The organism is Candidatus Accumulibacter phosphatis, from assembly GCF_000024165.1.
Taxonomy (GTDB): domain Bacteria; phylum Pseudomonadota; class Gammaproteobacteria; order Burkholderiales; family Rhodocyclaceae; genus Accumulibacter; species Accumulibacter phosphatis.
Map to the genome: position 1 here is coordinate 3,032,383 of NC_013194.1, position 25,543 is coordinate 3,057,925.

General features: G+C 65.9%; 26 protein-coding genes. 7 read left to right on the plus strand and 19 right to left on the minus strand.

The features are described from left to right. The first annotated feature begins 13 nt into the window (after nt 1-13). Together CAP2UW1_RS13120 and CAP2UW1_RS13125 are read left to right on the plus strand one after the other, a co-directional pair. The gene (locus tag CAP2UW1_RS13120) at nt 14-2,827 is read left to right on the plus strand and encodes an Hsp70 family protein (RefSeq protein WP_015767103.1); all 2,814 of its coding nucleotides are present in this window, start codon (nt 14-16) and stop codon (nt 2,825-2,827) included. Nucleotides 2,828-3,099: 272 nt separating this feature from the next. Further along, a complete protein-coding gene (locus CAP2UW1_RS13125) occupies nt 3,100-3,318 on the plus strand; it encodes a hypothetical protein (protein WP_015767104.1) in 219 nt (72 codons plus the stop codon). A gap of 130 nt (nt 3,319-3,448) precedes the next feature. On the opposite strand, the gene CAP2UW1_RS13130 is transcribed toward CAP2UW1_RS13125, so the two are convergent. The 7 genes from CAP2UW1_RS13130 to CAP2UW1_RS13160 form a co-directional block, all read right to left on the minus strand. Next, the gene (locus CAP2UW1_RS13130; protein ID WP_015767105.1) at nt 3,449-3,940 is read right to left on the minus strand and encodes an LEA type 2 family protein; all 492 of its coding nucleotides are present in this window, start codon (nt 3,938-3,940) and stop codon (nt 3,449-3,451) included. Beyond that, entirely contained in the window at nt 3,928-4,812 is an 885-nt protein-coding gene (locus CAP2UW1_RS13135) for an NAD(P)-dependent oxidoreductase (protein ID WP_015767106.1), read from the minus strand. Before CAP2UW1_RS13135 ends, CAP2UW1_RS13130 begins: the two co-directional genes overlap by 13 nt. Next, nucleotides 4,812-5,690 (minus strand): 2-hydroxy-3-oxopropionate reductase, encoded by an 879-nt coding sequence (locus CAP2UW1_RS13140; protein ID WP_015767107.1) that lies wholly within the window; start codon nt 5,688-5,690, stop codon nt 4,812-4,814. Before CAP2UW1_RS13140 ends, CAP2UW1_RS13135 begins: the two co-directional genes overlap by 1 nt. Before the next feature lie 70 nt (nt 5,691-5,760). Then, the gene (locus CAP2UW1_RS13145; protein ID WP_015767108.1) at nt 5,761-6,174 is read right to left on the minus strand and encodes a secondary thiamine-phosphate synthase enzyme YjbQ; all 414 of its coding nucleotides are present in this window, start codon (nt 6,172-6,174) and stop codon (nt 5,761-5,763) included. Nucleotides 6,175-6,195: 21 nt separating this feature from the next. Then, a complete protein-coding gene (locus CAP2UW1_RS13150) occupies nt 6,196-6,735 on the minus strand; it encodes a DUF924 family protein (protein WP_015767109.1) in 540 nt (179 codons plus the stop codon). Between the two features lie 53 nt (nt 6,736-6,788). Next, nucleotides 6,789-7,208 carry an alternative ribosome rescue aminoacyl-tRNA hydrolase ArfB gene (arfB, locus tag CAP2UW1_RS13155; protein ID WP_015767110.1) on the minus strand — a complete coding sequence of 140 codons (420 nt, stop codon included), beginning with the start codon at nt 7,206-7,208 and terminating at the stop codon, nt 6,789-6,791. A 7-nt stretch (nt 7,209-7,215) separates the two neighbouring features. Next, nucleotides 7,216-7,791 (minus strand): DUF1415 domain-containing protein, encoded by a 576-nt coding sequence (locus CAP2UW1_RS13160; protein WP_015767111.1) that lies wholly within the window; start codon nt 7,789-7,791, stop codon nt 7,216-7,218. 162 nt (nt 7,792-7,953) lie between these two features. Between CAP2UW1_RS13160 and CAP2UW1_RS13165 the strand changes: the two genes are divergently transcribed. Both CAP2UW1_RS13165 and CAP2UW1_RS13170 read left to right on the plus strand, forming a co-directional pair. After that, nucleotides 7,954-9,087, plus strand: a complete 1,134-nt coding sequence (locus CAP2UW1_RS13165) for an NAD(P)/FAD-dependent oxidoreductase (RefSeq protein ID WP_015767112.1) — start codon at nt 7,954-7,956, stop codon at nt 9,085-9,087. A 4-nt stretch (nt 9,088-9,091) separates the two neighbouring features. Next, nucleotides 9,092-9,523 carry a putative toxin-antitoxin system toxin component, PIN family gene (locus CAP2UW1_RS13170; RefSeq protein ID WP_015767113.1) on the plus strand — a complete coding sequence of 144 codons (432 nt, stop codon included), beginning with the start codon at nt 9,092-9,094 and terminating at the stop codon, nt 9,521-9,523. Between the two features lie 84 nt (nt 9,524-9,607). Here CAP2UW1_RS13170 and yaaA read toward each other — a convergent pair whose 3' ends face one another. Next, nucleotides 9,608-10,384, minus strand: a complete 777-nt coding sequence (gene yaaA / locus CAP2UW1_RS13175; protein ID WP_015767114.1) for a peroxide stress protein YaaA — start codon at nt 10,382-10,384, stop codon at nt 9,608-9,610. A 147-nt stretch (nt 10,385-10,531) separates the two neighbouring features. Here yaaA and CAP2UW1_RS13180 point away from each other — a divergent pair, with 147 nt between their 5' ends. Then, nucleotides 10,532-12,520 carry a site-specific recombinase gene (locus CAP2UW1_RS13180; protein WP_015767115.1) on the plus strand — a complete coding sequence of 663 codons (1,989 nt, stop codon included), beginning with the start codon at nt 10,532-10,534 and terminating at the stop codon, nt 12,518-12,520. Nucleotides 12,521-12,560: 40 nt separating this feature from the next. On the opposite strand, the gene CAP2UW1_RS13185 is transcribed toward CAP2UW1_RS13180, so the two are convergent. The 7 genes from CAP2UW1_RS13185 to CAP2UW1_RS13215 form a co-directional block, all read right to left on the minus strand. After that, nucleotides 12,561-13,436: a hypothetical protein gene (locus CAP2UW1_RS13185; RefSeq protein WP_199931463.1), complete on the minus strand. Its 876-nt coding sequence runs from the start codon at nt 13,434-13,436 to the stop codon at nt 12,561-12,563. Between the two features lie 64 nt (nt 13,437-13,500). Further along, nucleotides 13,501-14,082: a TerD family protein gene (locus CAP2UW1_RS13190; RefSeq protein ID WP_015767117.1), complete on the minus strand. Its 582-nt coding sequence runs from the start codon at nt 14,080-14,082 to the stop codon at nt 13,501-13,503. Nucleotides 14,083-14,163: 81 nt separating this feature from the next. Further along, nucleotides 14,164-14,868, minus strand: coding sequence for a VWA domain-containing protein (locus CAP2UW1_RS13195; protein WP_015767118.1), 705 nt, complete (start codon nt 14,866-14,868; stop codon nt 14,164-14,166). 12 nt (nt 14,869-14,880) lie between these two features. After that, nucleotides 14,881-16,008, minus strand: coding sequence for a toxic anion resistance protein (locus CAP2UW1_RS13200; RefSeq protein WP_015767119.1), 1,128 nt, complete (start codon nt 16,006-16,008; stop codon nt 14,881-14,883). Nucleotides 16,009-16,259: 251 nt separating this feature from the next. Then, nucleotides 16,260-17,636, minus strand: coding sequence for a DNA repair protein RadA (gene radA, locus CAP2UW1_RS13205; protein ID WP_015767120.1), 1,377 nt, complete (start codon nt 17,634-17,636; stop codon nt 16,260-16,262). Between the two features lie 2 nt (nt 17,637-17,638). Further along, a complete protein-coding gene (gene alr / locus CAP2UW1_RS13210; RefSeq protein ID WP_015767121.1) occupies nt 17,639-18,742 on the minus strand; it encodes an alanine racemase in 1,104 nt (367 codons plus the stop codon). Further along, complete coding sequence (locus CAP2UW1_RS13215; protein ID WP_015767122.1) at nt 18,742-19,644, minus strand: LysR family transcriptional regulator; 903 nt, start codon at nt 19,642-19,644, stop codon at nt 18,742-18,744. The genes alr and CAP2UW1_RS13215 overlap by 1 nt, the downstream gene beginning before the upstream one ends. A gap of 193 nt (nt 19,645-19,837) precedes the next feature. Here CAP2UW1_RS13215 and lplT point away from each other — a divergent pair, with 193 nt between their 5' ends. Next, complete coding sequence (gene lplT, locus CAP2UW1_RS13220; RefSeq protein WP_015767123.1) at nt 19,838-21,100, plus strand: lysophospholipid transporter LplT; 1,263 nt, start codon at nt 19,838-19,840, stop codon at nt 21,098-21,100. An 18-nt stretch (nt 21,101-21,118) separates the two neighbouring features. Here the strand turns inward: lplT and ipdC are convergent, their stop codons facing one another. Next, on the minus strand, nt 21,119-22,741 hold the full coding sequence (ipdC, locus tag CAP2UW1_RS13225) for an indolepyruvate/phenylpyruvate decarboxylase (RefSeq protein ID WP_015767124.1): 1,623 nt from the start codon (nt 22,739-22,741) through the stop codon (nt 21,119-21,121). A gap of 121 nt (nt 22,742-22,862) precedes the next feature. On the opposite strand from ipdC, the gene CAP2UW1_RS13230 reads away from it, so the two are divergent. Next, nucleotides 22,863-23,384: an Lrp/AsnC family transcriptional regulator gene (locus tag CAP2UW1_RS13230; protein WP_015767125.1), complete on the plus strand. Its 522-nt coding sequence runs from the start codon at nt 22,863-22,865 to the stop codon at nt 23,382-23,384. Here CAP2UW1_RS13230 and CAP2UW1_RS13235 read toward each other — a convergent pair. Genes CAP2UW1_RS13235 through CAP2UW1_RS13245 form a run of 3 tightly spaced genes read right to left on the minus strand, consistent with a single transcriptional unit; the run spans nt 23,381 to nt 25,467 of the window. After that, a complete protein-coding gene (locus CAP2UW1_RS13235; protein ID WP_015767126.1) occupies nt 23,381-23,878 on the minus strand; it encodes a TPM domain-containing protein in 498 nt (165 codons plus the stop codon). The two genes, CAP2UW1_RS13230 and CAP2UW1_RS13235, sit on opposite strands and share 4 nt — an antisense overlap. Further along, entirely contained in the window at nt 23,878-24,807 is a 930-nt protein-coding gene (locus tag CAP2UW1_RS13240) for a TPM domain-containing protein (RefSeq protein WP_015767127.1), read from the minus strand. The genes CAP2UW1_RS13235 and CAP2UW1_RS13240 overlap by 1 nt, the downstream gene beginning before the upstream one ends. Nucleotides 24,808-24,810: 3 nt before the next feature. Then, nucleotides 24,811-25,467, minus strand: coding sequence for a LemA family protein (locus tag CAP2UW1_RS13245; RefSeq protein WP_015767128.1), 657 nt, complete (start codon nt 25,465-25,467; stop codon nt 24,811-24,813). Nucleotides 25,468-25,543: the final 76 nt, after the last annotated feature.

A 25,543-nucleotide genomic window follows, 5' to 3' on the forward strand; every position in this document is an offset into this window, starting at 1 on the left:
TCTCCGGCAGGCCATGAAGAAGACGTACATCGTCGGCATCGATCTCGGCACCAGCAACACCGTGGTCGCCTACACGGCGCCGGGAAAACAGCAGGTCGAGCTGTTCGAGATCGAACAGCTGGTCGCTCCCGGGCAGGTTGCCGCGCGGCCGCTGCTGCCGTCGGTCCGCTTCCACCCGGCACCCGGGGAACTCAGCCCGGGCGATCTGCAACTGCCGTGGGACGCTGAGGACGGCGGCGAAGCGGCGCTCACCGGCCGCCTGGCGCTCGATCTTGGCGCCCAGGTTCCCGGTCGCCTGGTCGCCAGCGCCAAGAGCTGGCTGTCGCACGCCTCGGTCGACCGGATGGCGCCGATCCTGCCCTGGGGTGCCGAAGACGATGTCGCCAAGGTCTCGCCGGTCGCCGCCAGCGCCAGCTACCTCGCGCATGTTCGCGCCGCCTGGCGGCACCGCTTCCCGAAAGCGCCACTCGAAGAGCAACAGGTGATCCTGACGGTTCCCGCGTCTTTCGACGAAGGTGCGCGCGCGCTGACGCTCGAAGCCGCGCGACAGGCCGGCCTGCCGCATCTGCGCCTGCTCGAAGAGCCGCAGGCGGCCTTCTACGACTGGCTTTTCCGCCACCAGCAGAGCCTCGCCGAGGAACTCGCCGGTACGCGGCTGCTGCTCGTTTGCGATGTCGGCGGCGGCACGACGGACTTGACGCTGATCCAGGTGGCGCTCCAGGACGGCGAGCCGGAGTTGACGCGCATCGGCGTCGGCGACCACCTGATGCTTGGTGGCGACAACATGGATCTCGCTCTCGCGCATCTCGTCGAAGGCCGTCTGCCCGCGAGTGAGGGACGCCTCTCGGCGGCGCGCTTCTCGCAGCTCACCGCACGTTGCCGGGCGGCCAAGGAACAGTTGCTGGCCGACGGCGCTCCCGAAACGGTGCTGTTGACGCTGCTCGGCGGCGGCGCGCGGCTGATCGGCGGCGCGCGCACCGTCGAACTGAAGTGCGACGAAGTCCGTCAGGTGATCGTCGATGGTTTCTTTCCGGCGGTGCCTGCCGATGAACCGATACAGCAACGACGGGCGGCGATCGTCGAGTTCGGTCTGCCCTACCCCGCCGACCCGGCAATCACGCGCCATGTCGCCGCCTTCCTCAAGCGCCACGCGCAGGCAGCGCACCGGGCACTGGCCGACGACGCCGACACGCAGCGGCTGCCGGTTCCCGATACGCTGCTGCTCAACGGCGGCGTCTTTCGTGCCGCTGCGCTCGCCGAACGTCTGCAGAGCACGCTCGGCAACTGGCGCGGCGCGGCGCTGCGCGTCCTGCACAACGACAATCCCGACGTCGCCGTCGCGCGTGGGGCCGTCGCCTACGCGCTCGTCCGGCAGGGACATGGCCGGCGCATCGGTGGCGGATCGGCGCGCAGCTACTTTCTCGTCCTCGACGACGCCGGTGGGCAGAAACGCGGCATCTGCCTGCTGCCGCGCGGCAGCGAGGAAGGACACGAAATCCGCCTGCCCGAGCGCACGTTCAGCCTGCGCCTGGGTCAGCCGGTACGCTTTCACCTCGCCTCGTCGGTTGCCGACACCAGCTACCTGCCGGGCGAGATCGCCGAACTGGGCGACGAGGAATTCGTCCGCCTGCCGCCGATCGCCAGCGTCGTCCAGCCACATGCCGGCAGCAACCAGCGCGAGGTGCGCGTGCAATTGATCACTGCGATGACCGAGGTCGGCACGCTAGAACTGCACTGTGTCAGCCTTGACGATGCCGCTCGCCGCTGGCTGCTCGAATTCCAGTTGCGCGGCGAAGGCAGCGAGACGGCGGTCTCGCCGGCCGCCCTGCCGCCGCGCTTTGCCAACGCCGTGCAATGCATCGAGCAGATTTTCGGAGCGCGCGCGCAGCCCGTCGAAGGCAAGGAGGTACGGCGCCTGCGCGGCCAGCTCGAGCACCTGCTCGGCAAACGCGAGGATTGGGACATGCCGTTGCTGCGGGCACTGTTCGACGCGCTGATGCAACGCGCCCGGCGGCGGCGCCGTTCGCCGGAGCACGAACGGCTGTGGCTCAATCTCGCCGGTTACTGTCTGCGCCCGGGCCTCGGTTACGCGCTCGACGACTGGCGGATCGAGCAACTGTGCCCGCTGCTTGGCCAGGGAATCGAGTACGTCGGCGAGAGCCAGAACTGGTCGGAGTGGTGGACACTCTGGCGGCGCGCTGCCGGCGGTTTGCCGGCAGCGATCCAGGAGAAGCTGCTCGGCGAGCTGGTTCCGGCGCTGCGCAGCGACGCGGTGAAGACCCGCAGCCGGCTGTCGGCGGCAATCGCCGGTAGTCACGACGACATGCTGCGCCTGGTCGCGTCGCTCGAAAAACTGCCGGCCGACAGCAAGGTCGAGATCGGAGACTGGCTGCTCGACAGACTGTGCAGGGCCTCCGAGAAACCCTTGGGCTGGTGGGCGCTCGGCCGCCTCGGCGCGCGTCAGTCGCTCTACGGCAGCGCCCACCAGGTGGTCCCGCCCGAAGTCGCCGAGCGCTGGCTCGACGCGCTACTGGCTGTCGATTGGAAGAAAGTCGAGCCGGCGGCCTTCGCCGCGACGCAACTCGCCCGCCTGACTGGCGACCGGGCGCGCGATCTGCCCGAGCCGGTGCGTGAAAGGGTGCTGACGCGCCTGACGGCCAGCAATGCCAGCGTCACCTGGATCAACCAGATTCGGACCGTCGTGGCACTCGACCGGGCCGACGAGCGCCGCGCCTTCGGCGAGTCCTTGCCGGCGGGCTTGCGGCTCATGGCCGAGGGCAGCAACTGTCGAGTCTCCGACAGCTCCGCCGAGCTGGCCAGCAAGTAGCTAATAAAACAAGATTTCTCGCCATAAGCCCGCTGCATTGGCGTTCGACTCCGCTTTTGCCCATAATGTGGCGGTATCTGGCATCGCGCTGGCAATGGCTTTGGCAAGCGACTGGTTGCAGCCATGCGCGAGCCACGAGCGGCTGAGCGGGGGAAAGCAAGCTGTGCGCCTGCGCACGACGCGGAGCGACTGCTTCACGGCGGGTGGCCGGGCGCTTGCCGATGCCGTCAACCAGCGCCTAGCCAACGCAGGGAATCTTCAAGGAGTGAGCGATGCGCCCGCAACGAGAAACAGACCGCCGCCAGAACCAATCGGGACCACCGGACGGGCTGCTTGAGCGCCGCTGCGGAAGTGAGCGCCGCAAGCTCCAGCTTACCGCCGAAGCCATCGCCAGACTCGAAGAGCGTCTGGCCGCCCTGGCACCCGACGAAGAGGACGAAGTCGCCAACGACGGCTCAGGCTGGGACAAGCTGGTCATTCCAGTGAAGTAGGCAGCAGGGATCGGGCGCTGCGGCGCTGACCAGCGGCCACCGCAGTCACCGGCGTCGGTCCCGTCGGAAACCGCGCGAACGCTGGGTTAGTCCTGAAAAGTCTCGCAGCGACACAGCCGGCGGGAGCCGCTCAGGTCCGCTCCGATCCCGGCGGCAAGGGCTTCTTCGGGGAACTGTCGACGGCCGGCATCTGCAGGTCGCCGCGCCGCTCGAAGGGAATGCTGCCAAGGCCCGTCAGGCTGAAACGGCCGACGATACGATAGTCCACCCGGTCGCGCCCCCCCTTCTGCAGCTCGCGGAGCTGTTTCAGCGCGTTCCCCAGAGTGCTGGTCGCGGTGAGCTCGAGTACCGCTTCGCCAAAGCGCGGTACCCTGACGGTCTTGTCCGACACGCCCTTGAGGAAGGGCTGCCCGTTGAGTTCGACTTCGAACGTCAGTCCGTCGATCGGCAAGTCAACATCATTCGGATTCTGGATCCGCAACTGCAGGGAAAAGCGCTGCTCGAACAGCCCAAGCTGAGTCAGCTTCAGGCCGGCCAGGCTGGCTTCGGGTTTCTGCGACAGCCCGGCGAGATTCGCGCAAGCGGCCAGCAAGGCGACCAGGACGATGATCAGCGCTCGCATGCCGCGCTCGCAACAGATTCAAGGACGCGCAACAGGCTGGCCGTGTCGCTATGGCCCCAACCCCTGGCCATCAACGCATTGAGTTGCTGGCCGACGGCGGCGGCAACCGGCACCGGTACGCCGAGGCGATAGGCTTCGGCGAGCACGACGCCGTAGTCCTTGTGATGCAGGCGCGCCTCGACGCCGGCAGAAAAATCGCGGTCGACCATCCTGCCGCCCATCACTTCGAGCACCCGGCTGCAGGCCGAGCCACCGGCGAGTGCCCGCCGCACGCTCGCCGGATCGGCTCCGGCCGCGGCGGCGAAGTGCAGCGCCTCGGCGACCGCCTGGATCGCGCCGACCATGACCATCTGGTTGCACGCCTTGGCGACCTGCCCGGCACCGTTGTCGCCGACATGCACGATGGTCTTGCCGAGACATTCGAGCAGGGGTAACACCCGTTCGAGGACGGCCGCCTTGCCGCCGACCATGATCGCCAGTGTCGCGGCGATAGCGCCCTGCTCGCCGCCGGAAACCGGCGCGTCGAGCATCTCGACGCCCTGCCGGGACAGGCGCCGCGCCAGCGACCGAGCCGTCTCGGGAGCGATGGTGCTCATGTCCACGAGAATCGAACCGGCCGCAAAGCCTTCGCCGAGACCGCCGGCGTCGAGCGCCACGTGCTCGACGTCGGCGCTGCCGGTAACGATGGTGAACACCACCTCGGAACGTCGGGCGACATCCGCCGCGCTGGCACATTGGACCGCGCCGGCAGCAATCAGCGGCGCGGCGGCCTCGGGTCGGCGCGCCCACAGCGCCAACGAGTGCCCGGCGCGCAGCAGGTGCAGCGCCATTGGCCGGCCCATCGCGCCAAGGCCGACGAAACCGACGCGCATCACGACTCGCCGCCGGACAGGCGCTCGAGCAGTTTGAGAATGGCGATCGAATCCTCTTCGCCGAGTCCCGAACCGACCATGGCGTTGTACATCTGCGCGGTCGCCGCCGACACCGGCAGGCACAGACCCAGTTCATGCGCACTCTGCATGACGATGTTCATGTCCTTCTGGTGCATCCAGGACTTGAAGCCCGGCTTGAAGTTGCGATCGAGCATGCGCTGGCCGTGATTCTCGAGAATCTTCGAATAGGCAAAGCCGCCGAGCAGCGCTTCGCGCACCCGGGCGGGATCGACGCCACTCCGGGCGGCGAAGTTCAGCGCTTCGGCGACGGTCAGCACACCGACACCGGTGACGATCTGATTGGCCGCCTTGGCCACCTGCCCGGCACCCGAATCGCCGACATGAACGATGTTCTTGCCCATGCAGGCAAGAGCCGGCCGCGCGCTGTCGAAAGCGGCAGCGCTGCCGCCGACCATGATCGACAGGGTCCCGGCAATTGCGCCGACCTCGCCGCCGGACACCGGAGCATCGAGAAAGTCGATCCCGCGCGCGTGCAGGCGGGCGGCAATGTCGCGCGCGGCCGCCGGCCGAATGGTGCTCATATCGACGGCGACGAGCCCCGCCCGAGGACTATTGGCGACGCCCTGCTCGCCGAGCATCACCTGTTCGACGTCAGGAGCATCGGCGACCATCGAGATCACGATATCGGCCGCCTCGGCGAGAGCGGCGGGACTCGCCGCGCCGGCGGCGCCGGCATCGAGCAGCGGCTGCATTGATTCGGGCCGGCGCGCCCAGACGCTGACCTGATGCCCCCCCTGCAGCAAATTCAGCGCCATCGGGCGCCCCATGATACCCAGACCGATGAATCCGATTTTCATTGCCGTATCCCTTCTGTGCACCTGACGATAAAGCCTGGCAGTCTAACAACAACGCGGCCGGCGCAACGCTTCAGCCGATCACCGTGACGACGATCCGGCGCCGATGCGGAATCGTCCGGTGCTCCCAGAGATAGATCCCCTGCCAGGTTCCGAGCCGCATTTCACCGTTGCCGACCGGCACGCTTAGCGATGCCCCGGCCAGGATATTGCGCCCATGCGCCGCCATGTCGTCATCGCCTTCGTCGTCGTGCCGATAGGCAGCGTCGCCATCCGGCGCCCAGCGCGCGGCCAGCGTCTCGAGATCGCGGCGCACCGAGGGATCGGCGTTCTCGGTCAGCACCACCGAGCAACTGGTGTGTTGGACGAAAACGTTGACCAGGCCCACGGCGAATCCTGCCGCGCCGACGATCCTGGCCACCTCGTCGGTGATCTCGATGGTGCCGCGACCGCGACTATGGACGTCAAAACTCTGCTGGTAAGCCATGCCTTCGTCCTCCGTCTACCACTAGAACGCCGACCCCGGCGTTTTCAGGAACTCGAGTTCTGCGGGCGTCGATGTACGACCCAGGACGGCATTGCGGTGCGGGTAGCGCCCGAAACGCTCAATCACCGCCTGGTGTCGCCGTTCGAAGTCGAGATTGCCTTCCATGCCCGGCGTCGCGAACAGCCTGACAGCCAGGGCATGGATTGCCGCCGACTCGCTGTGCATGTAGGGCATGTAGAGAAACGCCCGGCGGCCGGCGTCGAGCGCCCTGTCGAGTCCGGCGGCGACGGCTTCCTGGGCGAGCACCAGGGCCATGCCGTCGGCGGCGAAAGCCTCCGCACGACCGCGATGGATGTTTCGCGAAAACTGGTCGAGGACGATGATCTCAGCCAGCCGGCCATCAGCGGTGGCGCGCCACGCGTACAGTTCGCCACGCGTGGCCGCCGCATGCGCGCTGCCAAAGCGCGAGCTGACCAGGCGATCGAAGGCATCCGACTTGGCCCACCACTGCGCCGGGGTTACCTCGTCGAACCAGAAGGCCACTACCTCAGTGGGTGTCATCAGAACACTCCCGCCGCCGTGCGGCCCGCCATACGCATCAATTTCGTCCTCGATCAGTTGTCGCTGCCGACTTTCGCCCGCAGCAGTTTCACGACACCGCGCCTGAGCTTGCTGTCGACGCGCCGCCGCTGCGACCCGTGGCTCGGCCGCGTCGGTCGGCGCGGCGCCGGCGTGTACGCGGCCCGCGCGATCAGCTCGCGCAAGCGTGTGAGTGCGTCGAGGCGATTGCGTTCGAGGCTGCGGTGCGCTTGTGCCTTGATGATCACGACGCCCTCGTTGCTGATCCGCTGGTCGCGCAGTTGCCGCAAGCTCTCCTTGAGGTCTTCGGGGAGCGACGAGGCGCCGATATCGAAACGCAGGTGGATGGCATTCGACACCTTGTTGACGTTCTGCCCGCCCGCCCCCTGCGCACGAATGGCGAGGAACTCGATCTCGTCCTCGCGCAGTTCGACCGGTGTCGACACCCCGGGCATCGTCGGCCTACCCGTTCTCGCCCGGCGGTGTGCCGACGCCCAGGTTCCGCCAGCCGTCGATGCCCAGATCCCGGAGCGTCTGCAGATTGCGCTCGTAGATCGCCGCAGCGTCGGGGAAGGCGGCAACCGCGCGGTCGATGCTGGCTTCGCGCAGCAGGTGCAAGGTCGGGAAGGGCGAGCGGTTGGTGCAGTTGGTGATGTCGTCCGGCTCTGTATCGGCGAAAACGTAGTCCGGATGGAAACTGGCGACCTGCACGATGCCATCGAGTCGATGCATGCGCAGCACCACCTCGGCGAGATCGAGAAAGCGCGTGAAGTCGTCGAAAGCGTTCAGTACCCAGGGGTGGATCAGCAGCGTCGTGTCGACCGCCGCCGGCGCGGCCCCCACCAGCGCGTGCAACTCGCGCTCGAGGTCGGCGAGCAGGCTCTCGTCATTGCGCGCCTCGCTGACGACGTAGCGTATCTGCCCCTTGACATGGACGCCCTTGGCGAACGGACAGAGGTTGAGGCCGATCACGGCGCGCTCCAGCCAGTCGCGGGTGGCGGCGACGACTTCGTCTGGGCTGGGTACGTCTGCCATCATGATCAGGGGGTTCGCGTTCGCTGCAACGTAGGGGACATCCTCGCCAGTGTAGCGATTCGCGCCGATCCAGGCAAAGGGCCGGCGGTTGTCCAATCGATCGACAATGGGCGGGTCGCCGGCCGCGGCATTACAATGCGGCATTCTGCAGCCGGAGTGCGAGCAATGGAGAGCGTTGGCGCGGCGGTTATCGGCGCCGGAGTGGTCGGACTGGCCTGCGCGCGCGCCCTCGCGCAACGTGGCATCGAAACGCTGATTCTTGAACGCAATGACGCTTTCGGCAGGGAAACGAGCGCCCGCAACAGCGAGGTGATCCATGCCGGGCTGTACTATCCGACCGCTTCGCTGAAGGCCCGCCTGTGCGTTGCCGGCCGTCGGCAACTCTACGCGTTCTGCAGCACGCGCGGCATCGCCCACCGGCGCTGCGGCAAGCTGATCGTGGCCACCTCGAGCGCCCAGGAGAGCCGCCTCGGACTTCTGCAGCAGCAGGGCGAGGCAAACGGTGTCGACGACCTGCAACTCCTCGGCGCCACGGCGGCGGCCACGCTCGAACCCGAGCTCAAGTGCAGCGCCGCCCTGCTCTCGCCGTCGACCGGAATCATCGACAGCCACGCTCTGATGCTGGCGCTGCTTGGCGACGCCGAGCATGCCGGTGCCTGGCTTGCATTGCGCAGCCCACTGCATGGCGGGTCGATCGAGCCTCACCGCATCGTGCTCGAGGCCGGCGGAGACGATCGCTTGCACTTGCACGCGGCGATCGTCATCAATGCCGCCGGGCCCTGGGCGCCGCAGGTCGCCGCCTCGCTAGCCGGATTCCCGCCTGCCTTGATCCCGGCGAACTTCCACGCCAAAGGGAACTACTACGCGCTCGCCGGGCGGGCGCCCTTCTCGCGACTCGTCTATCCGCTACCGGCGGCCGGTGGCCTCGGAGTTCATCTGACGCTGGACCTGGGCGGCCAGGCGCGCTTCGGCCCCGACGTCGAGTGGCTAGCCGACCCGCCCCCGCGAACAGCGGTCGGCGAGTTCGACTACCGCGTTGACCCGGCTCGTGGCAAGGCCTTCTACGCCGAGATCCGCCGCTACTGGCCGGCCTTGCCAGACGACGCCCTGGCGCCCGCTCACGCCGGGGTGCGGCCGAAGATCGCCGGGTGCGCCGAGCCGGCCGCCGATTTCCTCATCCAGGGACCCGCGCAGCATGGCATCGCCGGGCTGGTCAACCTGTTCGGCATCGAGTCGCCAGGGCTGACGGCCTGCCTGGCCATCGCCGAACACGTTGTCACCGAACTTGGACTCGACTGAAGACATGCACGCGGTCCTCGACACCAACATCGTCATCGACCTGCTGCACTTCGCCGACCCACGCGCACGGACGCTGCGCGAGGCCATCGACCGTGGGGAGCTGACGTGTTTTACCGACCAGCCCTGCCTCGCCGAACTCGAGCGCGTCGCGGCCTACCCGCAGTTCGCTCTCGATGACGACGCCAGGGAAGAACTGCTGGCAAACTACCGCCACTTCGTCGGGGTGTGCGAAGCCGACGGCCCGGAGGACTACGCGCTGCCGCGTTGCCGCGACCCCGACGACCAGAAGTTCCTGGTCCTCGCCGTCCGCTGCCGCGCCGAACTGCTGATCACCCGTGACCGGGGGCTGCTGACCCTCGCCCGCCAGCGCCGCCGACCTCTACCCTACGCCATCGTCACGGCGGAGGCCGCCGGCTCGCTGATCGCGAGCCACTGACCGCCAGGACACGCTACCGCGTCGGTCCGCAGCCCGGAAACGGGTTTACGGGCTATCGGCCAGGCCGCCGGCGGGATGGCCGACTCACCGCGCCAGGCGGCGCCGGAAGACCCAGACTTTCTCGTCGGAAGCTTCGGCGACATGGGCATAGCCATCGACGGCAAAATCCCGCAAACCCGCCGCTTCGCGCAGGCGATTGACGATCGCAAAGCGCGCCATCAGCCCACGCGCGCGCTTGGCGTAGAAGCTGACCACCCGGAACCTGCCGCCACTCCAGTCCTCGAAAACCGGCTGCACCACCGGCACAGACAGATTCTTCGGCCTGACTGCCTTGAAATACTCCTCCGAGGCGAGATTGACGAGAACCGCTGCCGCCGCTTCACGCAGCGCCGAATCGAGCGCCTCGGTGAGGCGATCTCCCCAGAAGGCGTAGAGATCCCTGCCGCGGGGGTTCGCCAGGCGCGTCCCCATTTCCAGCCGGTAGGGCTGCATCAGATCGAGCGGCCGCAGCAGACCGTAGAGGCCCGAGAGGATGCGCAGATGCGTCTGCGCGAAGTGGAGGTCGGCCGGCGTCAGCGTCGCTGCGGCAAGTCCCGCGTAGACATCGCCATTGAAGGCCAGGATGGCCTGCTTGGCGTTGTCCGACGTGAAGGGTCGCGCCCACTCCGCGTAGCGGGTGGCGTTGAGAACCGCCAGTTGATCGCTGATTTTCAGCAGGCTGGCAAGCGCCGACGGCGACAGGGCGCGCAGCTTGTCGATGAGCAATTGCGACTGATCGAGAAAGGCCGGTTCAGTATGCTCGACCAGTGTCGGCGGGCGGTGGTAATCGAGGCTCTTGGCGGGTGAGAGGACAATGATCATCGGCGGCTTCCCGTCGCGGGAGAATCCCCTGCGGAATAGTTTGTTAAGATTCACCGATTGTAATCGACGCCGGCAGGCGGCAACGACTTCTCGCGCGGCTCCGTCTGCTCCTGCCGCCCCGTGTTTGCGAGCGAAAACGCCTAACTCATGGAACAGATCCTCAGCCGGTTTCTCACTCCGGACAACGATTGCACACCCCTGCTCGCCCTGCTGGTCGACGAACTCCGCCCGGCCGATGCGCGTGATACCGAATCCGCGCGGCGCAACCTGCAAGCCCTCTGCTACATCCTGAGCACCCACCCCGAGCTGCGTTGCGGTCTGCGCGACTGCCTGACCACGCTGGTGCAAACGCATCGCCATACCGAGCTATACACCGCAACCGGCATCCTGCCGAATTCCGGCTTCATCGCCGAAGGTCTGCACCGCATCGGCCACACGCTGCTCCCCGGCGTGCTCGATCCCGGCCTGCTGCGTAGCGTCCTGCGCACGCTGTTCGACCGGTCGAGCGACCGGCACTGGGTAATCGGCGTCGGCGAAGACGCCTGGCTCCACCTCATCGAAGCTCTGCGTTTTGATGAACTTCCGGCCAGCGATTCGCTGCCGCAGTCGCTGACGGAAATTCTCGGGTCCTTGCGCGTGCTTTCGTACTGGATCGCCGCCTGCGGCATGGAACCGGAACTGCTGCGCCTGCAGCCGTCGCTCGAGAACTACGAATCGCCCTTCGTCGCGCAGAACCGGGAGACCACGGCCTACATCGAAGCCTACCCGCATAATTGGTGCAAGCCGGTCGCGGAAGACGCCGACGACCGTCACCTGCGGGTTCTTTACAGCCAGTGCCAGGACGTGATCCAGCGAGTGCGCAAGAATGCCGCCAGAAACGGCACCAGCATTCGTCTGACGTATCACCTGCAACGCCTGCGGCAGCTCCTGCGGCGTAGCGAGCAACTGCTGGACATCCTCGCCGGCCTCCAGGCAGACCCCGGCGGCGCGGCGGCCTATCCGCCGATGGTCAGGCTGTTTACCCAACTGGTCCGCGAAGAATGCCTGCGCAACAATCTGGTCCGGCACTGGCGTCAGAACACCGAACTGATCGCCCTGCGAGTCACCGACAACGCCGGCCAGCATGGCGAGCACTACATCACCGACACGCGCGAGGAGTACTGGTCGATGGCGCGGTCGGCGATGATCGGCGGTTTCGTCATCTCCTTCATGGCCTGTCTGAAGATTGTCCTCGCCAAGGCCGAGATGCCGCCGCTGACCGGTGCGATCGCCTTCTGCCTCAACTACGGGCTCGGCTTCTGCCTGATCCACATCCTGCACGGCACCGTCGCCACCAAGCAGCCGGCGATGACCGCCAACGCCATCGCCGCAAGCATCAGCGAAGCCGGCGGCAAGCTGCGCAACATCGAGGCCTTGACCAGTCTGATCGCCCGGACCTGCCGCAGTCAGATCATCGCCATTCTCGGCAACGTCGGCATCGCCATCCCCCTCTCGGCGTTGATCGCATTTGCCGTGCTGACGATCAGCGGCGAGCACTTCACGAGCCCCGAGAAGTCACAGCACCTGCTCGCCGAGCAGAGCCTGATCCACAGCGGCGCGCTGTTCTACGCGGCGATCGCCGGCGCCTGCCTGTTCATCTCCGGCCTGATCAGCGGCTACTACGACAACTACGCCGCCTACAACCGAATCCCCGAGCGCATCCTGCAACTCGGCTGGCCGAAGCGGCTTCTCGGTGAAGCACGCATGCGCCGTGTCGCGGCCTACACAGGCGACAACCTCGGCGCCCTTGCCGGCAACCTGCTGTTCGGCTTTCTGCTCGGCGGAACGACGCTTTTCGGTCTGCTCGTCGGCCTGCCGATCGACATCCGCCATGTCGCCTTCTCATCGGCCTTCATCGGCATCGCTTGCGTCGGTCTCGATCTGGCGCCCGGCCTCTGGCTGTTTTTCTGGGCGGCACTCGGCGTCGCCGCGATCGGTTTCATGAACCTGACGGTCAGCTTTGCGCTCGCGCTCAACGTCGCCCTACGCTCGCGGGAGGTTTCCGACGCGCAGTGGAAGACGCTGGCGCGATCGGTCGTCGCGCATCTCTTCCGCCAGCCGAGGGATTTCTTCCTGCCACCTAGAAAAGCCGGCTGACCAAGCCGCGGTAACGCCGCCGCCGGATGGCGCATCAGGGTCAGCGGGCCGGCCTGACGTTGGCGAGTTCCCAGACCGGAAGGGTCACCCGGACGAGTTGCTCGACCTCACTCTGCCAGGTGATCACCTGCCGCCGCAGCTGTTCGAGCTGCGGCTCGAGGAGATCGAAGTGCTGCGCCGAGAGGGTCAGCAGGTGGCCGCGACGCGACAAGGCCTCGGCTTCGATGTCGCGCAACGGCAGCACCTGAGGCACCACTTTCAGCAACAGCAGCCAGGCGACAAACGCGTCGCGGCAAGGCGCGACGCGTTGCGCAAGGTCGTCAAGGGCGGCAAGCGTCGGCGGCGCCTGGGCGAGGATCAGCTCGAACGCCGGCTTCAGCGATCCCGGCGAGTTTCGCTTGAAGATCTTCCATAGCCCAGCAGCGCCCATCGCCGCGTTGCACTTCTCGATCACCTCGCCGACGTTCCAGCTCGCGACGGCGGCGGTCAAGCGCTGCAGCTCGACGGTCATCGCTTCGACGCGCCGCAGCAACGTATTCCCCCAGGCGGCGAGGTTCGCGACGTCTACCGGCAGCAGGTCGCGGATCGCTTCATCGAGCGCCTCGAGCTGCCCGGTGGCGATCGCCGTGAACGACGCAATGGCCTGACGCTTGAGGCGTTCGATATCCGAGCCCTTCCCCTCGTCGAAGAGCAGCGATGCCGGCGCGTATGCAGGCGTGGAGGCCGCCGCCGGCGCCGGATCCGGCAGCACCAGCGCCTTCACCGAGACTGGTGTGGGCAGCGGTGGCGGCGCGGGCGCGGGGAGTCTCACGGCGGCGACACGCGTCTGCACCACCGGCGGCGGCGCCGGTGGCAGGTCGAGCGGCCGCACCTGACGCACCGGCGCTGGTGGAGTCGGCTGAGCAGAGTGCGGCACCGGCACGTCGCGAGGAGGTGCGGGCGGCGCGCCCGCATCCGCGAAGAGTGGCCGTGGGCGGGACTCAGGCTTCGAGGCCATAACCCCGCACGAAGTCGAGCAGGTCGCGTTGATAACCGGCACCCACCGCCTGGAACTGCCACTCATCGCCAGCCTTGAACAGCGAACCGATCTGCACCGCGGTCTGGCCGGCAAACTCCTCGTCGAGATCGTAGGCGGCGAGGACCTCGCCGGTTTCGTCGTTGTAGACCTTCAGATACGCGTTTTGCACCATGCCGAAGTGTTGACGGCGGGCAAGCGCGTCGTGCATCGTGACGATGAAGGAGACCTCCACGGCCTCGGCAGGTGCCGCGCTTAGATCGACCTTCAGCGTCTCGTCGTCGCCCTCGCCGGCACCCGTTCGGTTGTCGCCGGTGTGAGTCAGAAAACCCTCGGGACTCTGCAGGTTGTTGAAAAAGACGAAGTGCCCATCCGACAGGCAGACCGGGGCGTCGCCCACCGTCTTGAGCACAAAGGCACAGACATCGAGGTCGCACTGCCCAAGGACGCGGGTGATGTCCCAGCCAATGCCGACGCGGACGATACGCAGTTTGGGCGCGGCTTTGGTCAGATTGATCCCCTGCCCCTTCTTGAGATTGATGGCCATATGGCGGTCCTTTGCTCGGAGTGAATCGGAAAAAACAGTCGCTGAGTTACGGCTTGCCGCGTGCTCACCGCATTGCGCGGGTCAGAGCTTGCGCAGCCAGTCGCAAAGCTCGCTGGTCAGCAGCGCCTCGTAGATCGCTTCGTCGCTGACCCGCAGACTTGGAAAAACGCAGAAACCCGCGTTGGGAAGATCGTCTGCCATCTTCTTGATGAAACGGAAGTCGGTGTCGGTACCGATACCGATGAGCTGCCAATAGATCTGGTGCTGGCGGGCCTCGCGCAGGATCTTCTCGGCCTCGGCTTCGTCGGTGTTGTCGCCGTCGGTGATGAACAGGCACAGCGCCGGGATGTGGATATCCCTGGGCGCCCGCTGCTCGGTTTTCTTGAACATGCCGAGAAAGCCACCCGAGGTGACGCGCTCACCGCGGAAGTACGTGTCGAGGACCGCATTCATCACCGGCGCGTAGTTGGTGCCTCCCCACTTGTCTACGTCCGGGTTGTCGAGGATTGCCTTCTTCACGTAGTTGCCGAAATCCGCGGCGCGCGCCACCGGCGGCGTCGAGTATTTCTGGTTGAAGGTCCAAACCTCCATCTCGCCATTGTCGTCAAAGGTGCCGGCGACGGCGAGCAGACGGTCAACCGTCTCCTGCACCAGGCCATCCTGGTATTCGTTATGCATCGATCCCGAAATGTCGATGCACAGCCCCACCCGACAGCGCGGCGGCTGCGGCAAGGCACGCTTGTCGAGGACGATCCGGGTCTTCTTCTTGAGGTCGATCAGCGACATGGCCGTTCCTTTCTAGGTGGTCTTCTGGAAGCGCGTGATCAACTCGTCGCGCAACGCGCCGAGCTTGGCGTCGGTCTGTGCCCTGGCTGCCGCCGCCTCTTCGTTGATCTTTTGCACATCCTCGAAAGCGCCGAGCAACTGCTTCTGCACGTGTTCGAGCGTTTCCATCTCGACCAGCGCCCGCTGGTTGGCGCGCGCGATCTCGGTGGTGTTCTGCCGCAGCAGGTCGGCGTTCTTGCGCAGTGCGGCGTTCGTCGCGTCGTCGATGGCCGTCACCAGCGCCGCCGACTTCGCCTGCTCCTCCATCAGGATGTGCAGCGAGAACTGTTTTTTCCAGGCGGGAATCGTCACCGCGACGATGTCCTGGAACTTCGCGATCAGCATCCGCGAATTGTTCTGCAACAGCCTGATTTCGGGCGCCGTCTGCATGGCGATCATCTGCGCCCGCTTCAGATCGTCGATCCGCTTCTCCAGGCGTACGGCGAACTGGCGACGATCGGCGATGGCCTGCGCTGCCATCGGGTCGCTCGTCTCGGGAGTACGGGCCAGTTCTTCGTTCAGTGCGGCGACCAGTTCCTGGCCCCGGAGCACCGCCTCGCCCAGCGCGTTGTACTCCTCGCCATTGGCGGCGTACATCTCGTCGAGTTCGCGAATCCGCTGCTCGTAGGTGCGTGCTGAACGTTCGAGTTCGCCGACGAGCGCATCGAGCTGGCCGGAGACCGACCGGAACTGCGACTTGACCTGCTCGCGAGCGGAAACGAAGAGCCCCTTGAGCTTGCCGAGCAAGGACTTGTCGAACAACAATTTGGGATCGAGTTGCTGGGCCGTGGCAACCAGCTGGCTGAGCGAGACGCCGAACTGATCGGCACCGGTACCGCGCACCATTCCCAGCAATTGCTCGGAAATCGCCGCCACCCGTTTGGTCGACTTCTCACCGAGCGCCGCGAGGTCGGACTCGTTGACGGTGACCCGTGCAGGCGGTGGACTGACGCTCACCGGCAAGGGCAACACCGGGCGCGCCGGCGCCGCTGCCTGGAGATCGCCGCCCGCCGGTGGCGTCGCGGGCGGCAACTCGACCGTCGGGCTGACCGGCGGGGTGGCTTTGTTGGCGGGGGCAGCATCGGCAAAAAGCGGTTTCATGGCGACTCCCGGACATGAGGTATTGATCGGTAGCGTCGGTATGCACTGCCCGCCAAGCGTGAGCCGCTTGGCGTGCCGCAGTATAAGGTGCAGATCGGGCCGGGAAAAGGGGCAGGCAAGGCTTGCCGCATCCCGTCATGCCTTTGGCTCAGTCACGGGCCAGGGGGCCAGGGTCTCCGGCGCCGGACAGACGCCGGCGATTTCAAGCAGGACCCGGCTCAGACCGTGCGGCCTCGTCAAGCCGGCGGCGCTCACTCGAGATCGCGCAGACGCTCGACCGCTTCCTCGACCCGTCGCACGGCAAGCACCTCGATGTCGGCAATGGCCTGGCGGGGTTTGTTGGCCTCGGGAATCATCGCGCGCGTGAAACCGAGCTTCGCTGCCTCCTTGAGACGCTCCTGGCCACGCGGCGCGGGACGGATCTCACCTGCCAGCCCGACTTCGCCAAACACGATAAGCTTCGCCGGCAACGCTCTGTTTTTCAATGAAGAAATGATCGCCAGCAAGACCGCCAAGTCGGCCGCCGGCTCGCCGATCTTGACGCCGCCGACGGCGTTGACGAAGACGTCCTGATCGAAGCAGACGATTCCGGCGTGCCGGTGCAGGACCGCCAGGAGCATCGCCAGCCGCTGCGCATCGAGGCCGACGGTCAGCCGTCGCGGGTTGCCGTGCGCCTGATCGACGAGGGCCTGGATCTCGACCAGCATGGGACGCGTGCCTTCCTGGGTGACCAGCACGCAGGACCCGGCAACATCGGTCCCGTGCTGTGACAGGAAGATGGCCGAGGGGTTGCTGACGCCCTTCAGCCCCCTGTCGGTCATCGCAAAGACGCCGATTTCATTGACCGCGCCATACCGATTCTTGACCGCGCGGATCAGGCGGAAGCTCGAATGCGTGTCGCCTTCGAAATAGAGCACCGTGTCGACGATGTGTTCGAGCACGCGCGGCCCGGCCAGCGCGCCCTCCTTGGTCACGTGACCGACGAGGATCACGGTGATCCCGGTCTGTTTGGCGAGGCGGGTAAGCTGCGCCGCACATTCCCGGACCTGGGCGACCGAGCCCGGCGCCGAGTTGAGTTGCTCCGACCACAGGGTCTGGATCGAGTCGATGACCGCCACCTGTGGTTTTGCGGACTGCAGCGCCGCGACGATCTTCTCGAGATTGATTTCGGCGAGAAAACCGAGCCGCCGTGTCTCCAGCGACAGGCGCCGCGCGCGCATCGCGATCTGCTGACCGGATTCCTCGCCGCTGACGTAGAGCACCGTGCGGGTCAGGCACATCGACGACAGCGCCTGCAACAGCAAGGTGCTCTTGCCGATTCCCGGATCGCCGCCGATCAGCACGACACCACCGCTGACCAGCCCGCCGCCGAGAGCGCGATCGAACTCGCCGATGCCGGTGGGCAAGCGGTCCTCGGCGCGCGCTTCGATCTCGGAGAGGCTCTGCAGCCCGCTAGTGCCACCCAGGGCAGCAAAGCGCCTCGGGCTACCGGCCGCCGGTTCGGCAACGCTCTCGACGAGCGTGTTCCAGACGCCGCAGCCGGGGCATTGCCCCTGCCACTTGGCGGTGCTGGCGCCGCACTCGCTGCACGCGAAAACCGTCTTCTGACTGCCCGGCGCGCGCGCCATGCTCAGACTTCGACCACCGGCACGCGCCGCGCGAGGGCGCAGAACAGCTCGTAGCTGATGGTGCCCGCGGCGGCGGCCACCGCATCGGCCGCCAGTCCTTCGCCCCAGAGGACGACAGGGCTATTGACGCCGGCCGCCGGCAGGTCGGTCAGGTCGCAGGCGAGCATGTCCATCGAGACCCGCCCCAGCGTCGTGGTTGCTTGCCCAGCGACAACGATCGGCGTACCGCCCGGCGCGTGGCGCGGGTAACCGTCGGCATAACCGCAGGCGACGACGCCGACGCGCGTCGGCCGACGCGCGACAAAGGTGCCGCCGTAACCGACCCGCTCGCCAACGGCGATTTCCTGCACCGCCAGGATGCGGCTGTGCAGCGTCATCACCGGCTTGAGACCGAGGCTCGCGGCATCCTGGTCGGCAAACGGGCTGCCGCCGTAGAGCATGATTCCCGGCCGCACCCAGTCGCGCGCCGTCTGCGGGTAACGCAGGATGGCCGCCGAGTTGGCCAGCGACACCGGCCAGGTGGCAGCCTCGGGCCAGTCGGCGAGCATGCCGGCGAAGCGTTCGAGTTGCCAGGTGATGCACGCCTCGCCACCGTCACCGTCAGCTTCGGCAAAGTGCGTCATCAGGGTGACCGCACTCACCGCCGGCGACGCCGCCAGTTCGCGCCTGACGGCCGGCAACTCGGCTGCCGTCAGGCCGAGGCGATTCATGCCGCTGTTGAGTTTCAGAAAGATCGGCAGGCGCACCGGCAGGGAAGCCCGGCGCAGCATCTGCAGCTGCTCGAGACGATGAACGACGAGCGTCAGATCGTGGGCGGCACAGACGGCCAGATCGGCCGCCTCGAAGAAGCCCTCGAGCAGCAGAATCGGCTGACGGATACCGGCGTCGCGCAGCCTTACCGCCTCCTCCAGATCAAGCAGGGCGAAGCCATCGGCGACATCGGCGAGCGCCCGCGCCGCGCGCAGCAAGCCATGCCCATAGGCGTTGGCCTTGACCACGGCCCAGGCTCTTGCCCTGCCTTCGCCGCGCCTGGCCTGGTTCCTTGCCAGCAGGTAGTTGTGGCGCAGTGCTCCGCCGTCGATGCGGGCGGCAATCGGCCGCGGCATCAGGCAGAGAGCTCCCTGAGCTTGTTCCGGGCAAAGTCCACGAAGGTCAGCACCACCTTCGAGCGGAAACGCTCCTTCTGGTAGACCAGCGACAGCGTGCGCTTCAGGCGCGGACGCAGCGGAATCGCGACCAGACTGCCCAGTTGCCGCTCCTTCTCGAAACTCGCGCGCGAGACGATCGAGAATCCGAGTCCGGTCGCCACGACACCCTTCAAGGCCTCGGGACTCGCCAGTTCCATCAGCGTCTTGATCTGGGCGGGCTCGACACCGCAAGCGCGCAAGTAATCGTCGGTGACTTCGCGCGTACCCGAACCCGGCTCACGGGCGATGAAGTCGTGCGCCATCAGACTCCTCGCGTCAACGTCGGTACGTTGCGCCAGCGGATGCGTCGGCGTGCAGATCACCTGCAGTTCGTCATCGCCGCAAACCTCGCATTGCAGGCTGGGGTGGTTCACCAGGGATTCGACCAGTCCGATGTCCAGCGTATGCGCGGCGATGGCATTGCTGATCGCCTCGGAATTGGCAACGGTCAGCCGCGCCCGGACCTGCGGGTAACGCACGTTGAACTCGCCGAGGATCGGCGGCAGCATGAACTCGGCGATCGTGGTACTCGCACCCACCAGCAGACTGCCACTCATCTGTCCGGTCATCTCGGCGACGCGGAGGTCGAGGTCGGCGGATAGCCCGAGGATGCGCTCCGCGTAGTCAAGCACCAACTCGCCGGCCTGGGTGAGAGCGATTCGGCCGCCGCCCCGATCGAACAGTCGGGTATTGAAACGCTCCTCGAGTTGCTTGATCTGAAACGTCACCGCCGGCTGGGTCATATGCAGTGCCTCGCCCGCCTTGGTAAACGAAAGGTGTTTGGCAACAGCATGAAACACCTGCAAGCGACGATCAGCCATAAGCCCTCTCCCCTTTTTTTCCTTATATAAGGGCATTGAATCACAAAATCGGGACGTGGACCAGATCCGGTCGGTCACGTGGCACTCGCCTGTACAGCGGGCCGGGGCCACGACGCTAACATCTCGGCTTCTTTCGTGGTATAAGCCCAGGACTCAAAGAACAGCCGCATTCAGAATACGCCAAGACCAACCCATGCCTTTCGGCTTCTACATCATCATGGCGGCGCAGTTTTTTTCCGCGCTCGCCGACAATGCCTTGCTGATCGTTGCCATCTCGGCGCTGCGCGACATGCACGCGCCGAGCGCCTACGAACCACTGCTGAAGACCTTCTTCACGGTCTCCTACGTCGCCCTGGCAGCCTTTGTCGGTGCCTTCGCCGACTCGATGCCGAAGTGGCGGGTGATGTTCATCAGCAACGGCATCAAGATCGTCGGCTGCGCGATGATGTACTGGGACGTTCACCCGTTGCTGGCCTATGCTGTCGTCGGTCTCGGCGCCGCTGCCTATTCGCCGGCCAAGTACGGTATTCTTACCGAGTACCTGCCGCACCGTCTGCTGGTCGTTGCCAACGGCTGGATCGAAGGCCTGACTGTCGGCGCGATCATTCTCGGTGTCGTCGTCGGCGGCATGCTGATCCGGCCGGAAGTCGCCGACGCTCTGCTGGGCTTCGACTTCCCGCTGATCGATACGGGTGTCGATTCGGTCGGCGAGATGGCGCTCTGTTTCGTCGCCGTTTTCTACCTGCTGGCCGCACTGTTCAATCTGTATATCCCCGACACCGGCGTCGATCACCGCGTACTGCACAAGAACCCCTGGTATCTGCTGCGCGAATTCAATCACTGCCTCGTCCTCCTGTGGCGCGACCGTCTCGGTCAGGTGTCGCTGGCCGTGACGACTCTCTTCTGGGGCGCCGGCGCCACGCTGCAGTTCATCGTCATCAAATGGGCGGAAGTCGCACTGCAGCTCGACCTGTCGAAGTCGAGCATGCTGCAGGGCGTCGTCGCGGTCGGCGTGGCGCTCGGGGCCGTCGGCGCGGCGCGCATGATCACCTTGCGCAAGTCGGTGCGCGTGATCCCGCTGGGAATTGCCATGGGGGTCATCGTGCTGGTGATGAACTTCGTCCAGCACATGTGGCTGGCCGTTCCCCTGCTGGTGCTGATCGGTGCGCTCTCCGGCTTCTTCGTGGTGCCGATGAACGCTCTGCTGCAGCACCGAGGACACATTCTGATGGGTGCCGGTCACTCGATCGCCGTCCAGAACTTCAACGAAAATCTGTCGATCCTGGCGATGACCGGTCTCTACTACCTGATGATCAGAGCCGACCTGTCAATCTATTGGGTGATCACCCTCTTCGGGTTGTTCGTCAGCGGCGCGATGTACCTCGTCAAGCTCCGCCATCAGGCGAACCAGCGCCTTCGCGACGATGTCATTCACCTCGACGACAGCGCGCTCTGAGAAGCACCTCGCACGCCTCTAGCGTGCTGCGTTCAACTGCTTGACGCCGGCCACGAAGCGCGCCAGGGTGGTCGACAGAACACCGCGGGGAATCGTCAGATCGATCAGCTGAAAGCGGCCACGCGTCGCCACCGCCCGGTCGAGAGCCGCCTTCAGTTCGGCGCGCGTGGTCACCCGTACGCCGTCACCACCGAGTCCGCCCGCCATTTCAGCAAAACCCCAATGCCCCAGGTCGTTGAACGACGACTCCGGCTGGAAGGTGCGCAGCATTTCCCAACTGGCGTTGTTGAACACCAGAACGATCGGATCCCAGCCATAGCGGGCGCAGTTGCCGAGTTCCCAGCCGGTCATCTGAAAAGCCCCGTCGCCAACCAGGATCAGCGGCCGCTGCCCGGTCGCCGCCTGCAGGCCGAGACCTGCAGGCACGCCGAAACCCATCGTCGCGTAGTAGCCGGGAGCAACCAGTGCGGTATGCTCGATGTCCATGGCGGTAAACAGGCAGTCCCCCATGTCGGATGCGATGGGCATTCTGCCGTGTTCGGACATCAGATCGTTGACCGCCGTCGCAATATCGGTCGGCGTCAGCGTTGCCTGATCGGCAGGCATATGGCGTGGGCACGGCCGATGCGCCACCGGGTGCACCCGCTTGCCCTGCGGGACACGCGCGAGCAGGCGGTCGACGAGCGCCGTCAGGGGAATCTGCGGGTACGTGTGGTAACCCATCGTCACCTGCCCATCGAGCGCCTTGATCGCCTTGCGCAGGTCGATCTTGCTCGCCGAGACGCCAAAGTTGGTGTCGCAAACGATCACCCCGAGCAGGAACAGGCCATCCGAGTTCTCGACCAGTTCGGTCACTTCCGGCAGACCGGCGGCACCCATGTAGGTGCCGACCAGCGGCGCATCGGCATCGGCGAGCAGACCGCGGCCCATGAAACTGGTCACCACCGGCAAGTCAAGCCGACGCGCCAGCTCGGCAACGCGCCCTTCAAGCCCGAAACGACGGACTTCGACGCCGACCATCAGGGCCGGTCTCGTCGCCAGCGCCAGGCGCTCGCAAATTTCTTCGACGCAAGCATCGAGAGCTTCCCGATCGACCGCCGGCGGGGCTTCGGCGAGCACCGGCTGACAGGGCACGGCGACCATATCGCGCGGTAGCTCGATATACACCGGTCGCGAGTGGCGCAGGCAGTTGGCGAGAACGCGCGCGATCGCGGTCGGCGCGCGTTCGGCGTCATCGAGACGTAACTGATCGCAGGTAATCTCCCGGTAGATCTGAAACTGAGAATCCAGCGTCTTCGCCTGGTGATGCAGCAACAGTCCGGACTTGGCTTCGTTCTTGCCGGGCCCGCCGGAGAGCACGACCAGCGGCGACTTCTCGGCATAGGCTGCGGCGACGGGGTTGATCATGTTCAGCGCCCCGGCACCATAGGTCACCGCCGCGACACCGAGTCCGCCAAGCATGCGCGCCGCCGCATCCGCAGCAAAGCCGACAGCCGGCTCATGCGAGAGCGTGTACAGAGGCAGGATCTGCGATTCCTCCATGATGCGGAAGAAGGGCAAGGCGAAGTCGCCCGGGATGCCGAAAATCTGCCGGGCGCCATGCGCCTTTAGCGCCTCCAGGAGGGATTCGGTGAGCTTCATGCGAGGGGTCTCCAGCGTCGTGGGAAGAACAAATGATGGCAGCAATGGCGCGCAAGATGTGGTTGTAATGAGCGCAGAAATCACTATACTTCGCACATTTCGTGCATGAATCAGGTCCTACATGTCCAAAATAACCATCGACCGTTACGATCTTGCGCTGCTCGACGCATTGCAGCGCAAGGGCAACGCGACCAACGCCACCCTCGGCGAACAGATCCGCCTTTCCGCTTCGCAGATCAGCCGTCGCATCCAGCGCCTCGAAGAAGACGGAGTCATCGCCGCCTACGTGGCCATGCTCGCCCCGTCGGCGCTGGGACTGGGTGTCACGGCGTTTGCCCAGGTCATCCTCGAACGACATGGCGATAGCACCAACGAAGCTTTCGAAAACGCCATCGCGGCAATGCCGGAAGTGATGGACTGCTTCTCGGTCAGCGGCGACGCCGACTACATGCTGCGGATCGTCGTCCCCGATCTGGCGGCATTCTCGGAGTTGATGATGAAACGCCTGCTACGCCTGCCCGGAGTCGCCCGCATCAAGACCAGCATCGCCCTGCAGACGGTGAAGCAGACGCACGTACTGCCACTCGATCACCTGACTCAGCCGAACAAGTCGAGCAAGCGCATCCGCTACGCCGAAAGCTAGAGGAGCAGCGGTGCGTCGGTCAACTCGTTGGGATTTCCACCCGACGCCGGGAAGTGTGTTCGCAGCGCTTCGGTGATCGCCGTCAAGGCACGCAGGGTGCCTTCGGCGAAATCCCCTGCGCGGAAGGCGCCTTCCATCTGGCGACAGACGCCGTCCCAGAACTCCTGGCCGACCCTGGCATCGATTCCCCGATCGGCAACGATTTCGACTCGTCGATCGATCAGTTGCAGGTAGATCAGGACGCCACTGTTCTCGGCAGTGTCCCAGACACGCAACTGCGAGAACAGCTCGATCGCGCGCGCGCGCGCCGACTGGCCGCGCAGCAGCCCGGGGAGCGGCAGGTTGCCTTCGACGACCACCCGCAATTCCCCACGATGCGCCGACTCCGACGCCGTGATCGCCTGCTCGACACGCCGCAGCAGATCCGGGGGGAACACACGCCGCACCCACCAATGCGGCAGAATCAGGTGCCGGAAAATTCGCTTCAGTTGCATCACCAGTCTCCCGACGCGCCACCGCCACCGAAATCGCCACCCCCACCCGAAAAGCCTCCCGAACTGTCGTCGCCGCCGGAGAAGCCTCCCGAACTGCTGCCGCCGCCCGAATAGCCCCCCGCGCTACCACCCGCCGACCAGGCACCGGTGGGCGAGCCGGCCCGCCCAGCAAACAGGCCAACAAAGAGAGAAGCGATGAAGCCCGCGAAGCCGATGAGCACCGCCACCAGCACCGACGAAATCAACAGCGAAGCGATGAAGCCGGCGGCGGTACCCACCATGCCGGCTGCCAGGACGCGCCCAAAGATGGCTCGCAGCACCCCACCGACGACGAACACCAGAATGAAACCGACGAACAACAGTGTCTCGAAGTTATCGTCGACAGCCGCCCGCGCACGCAGGGACTCCACCGCCGGCGCCGGCAGCGGCTCACCGCCGATCACCTTGATCATCGCGTCGACACCGGCATCGATGCCGCCGTAGTAGTCGCCCTGCTTGAAGCGCGGGCCGATCGTTTCGCTGATGATTCGCTTCGCGGTGGCGTCGTTGAGCGCGCCTTCAAGTCCGTAGCCCACCTCGATGCGCAGCTTCCGGTCATCCTTGGCGACCAGCAAGAGCGCACCGTCGTCGGTGCCCCGGCGGCCCAGCTTCGTCGCCTCGACGACGCGCAGCGCATACTGCTCGACCGTTTCCGGTTTGACCGTGGGGACGATCAGGACCGCTATCTGCGCTCCCTTCTCGCCTTCGAAAGCGCTCAGCTTGGCCTCGAGCAGGCCACGCTGCTGGGCGGTCAGCGTCGCCGTGGAATCGTTGACGCGCGCGACCAGCCTGGCTACCGCTTGCGGCTCGTCAGCGGCGGCGAATCCGGCACCGCACAGCAGCCACAGGCTCAGCAACCAGGCCGGCAGCCGGGCAAGAGTGAGGCGCATCGCCTAGTAGCTGGGCGCCGGCGAGCCCGCTGCGGGTGACGGCCTGGCCGTCGCAGGCGGCGGCTGAGGCGCGGCCGAGAAGTCCACCTTCGGAGCCGTCGAGATCGCCTTCTCGTTGTCGACGCTGAAATTCGGCTTCACCGTGTAACCGAACATCATCGCCGTGAGATTGTTCGGGAAGGTGCGCACCGAGACGTTGTAGCCCTCGACCGCCTTGATGTAGCGGTTGCGCGCAACGGTGATGCGGTTCTCGGTGCCTTCAAGCTGCGCCTGCAGGTCCCGGAACGCGGCGTCGGCCTTCAGCTGCGGGTAGTTCTCGGCGACGACCAACAAGCGCGACAACGCGCTGGACAGACCCGCCTGCGCCTGCTGGAACTTGGCGAAGGCTTCCGGGTTATTGACCAGCTCCGGCGTTGCCTGAATCGCGCCAACTTGCGCGCGCGCCTGGGTAACTTGCGTCAGGACGTCCTTCTCGTGACTGGCGTAACCCTTGACGGTGCCGACCAGATTCGGCACCAGGTCGGCTCGCCGCTGGTACTGGTTGAGCACTTCAGACCATGCCGACTTGATCGCCTCGTCACCGGTCTGAAACGTGTTGTAGCCGCAACCGGAAAGCAGAAAGGCCAGCAGGGCGAAGATCGCGGGAATTCGCAAGCGCATGACGGTTTCCTCAATGGACAATAGTAAACGGGTGATGGGAGGCGACTTTCGACGATTTCTCGCTGGCCTGCAAGGG